Here is a 395-nt window from a genome sequence, read left to right on the forward strand (position 1 = left end):
ACCTTGTGGTCGTAGCGCAGCGCCATTGCCAGCGCTTCGGCAAAGCCCGCCGCGTCCTTGACCTTGCTCACGCCTACCGACGAGCCCTGGTTGGCCGGCTTCACGAACAGCGGCAGGCCAAGCTGGGCGATCACCGCATCGACATCCACTTCCGCCACCTGGTGGCGGCGGATGCACAGCCACGGCGCCACCTGCAGCCCGGCGTCGCGCAGCAGACGCTTGGTCACGTCCTTGTCCATCGCCACTGCCGAGCCCAGTACCGGCGAACCGACGAAGGGCAGGTTGGCCATGCGCAGGAGCCCCTGCAGCGCACCGTCCTCGCCCAGCGGTCCGTGCACGATCGGCAGCACCACATCGATCTGGCCGAGCACGCTGGCCGCATCGCACGGCTGCAG

At 68.9% G+C, this 395-nt stretch carries 1 pseudogene; it reads right to left on the bottom strand.

The features are described from left to right. A pseudogene (locus tag EFT72_RS19035) lies at positions 1–395 on the bottom strand (D-alanine--D-alanine ligase A); the annotation flags it as partial.

The organism is Clostridium sp. E02 (assembly GCF_003833015.1).
Lineage (GTDB): Bacteria > Bacillota > Clostridia > Lachnospirales > Lachnospiraceae > Lacrimispora.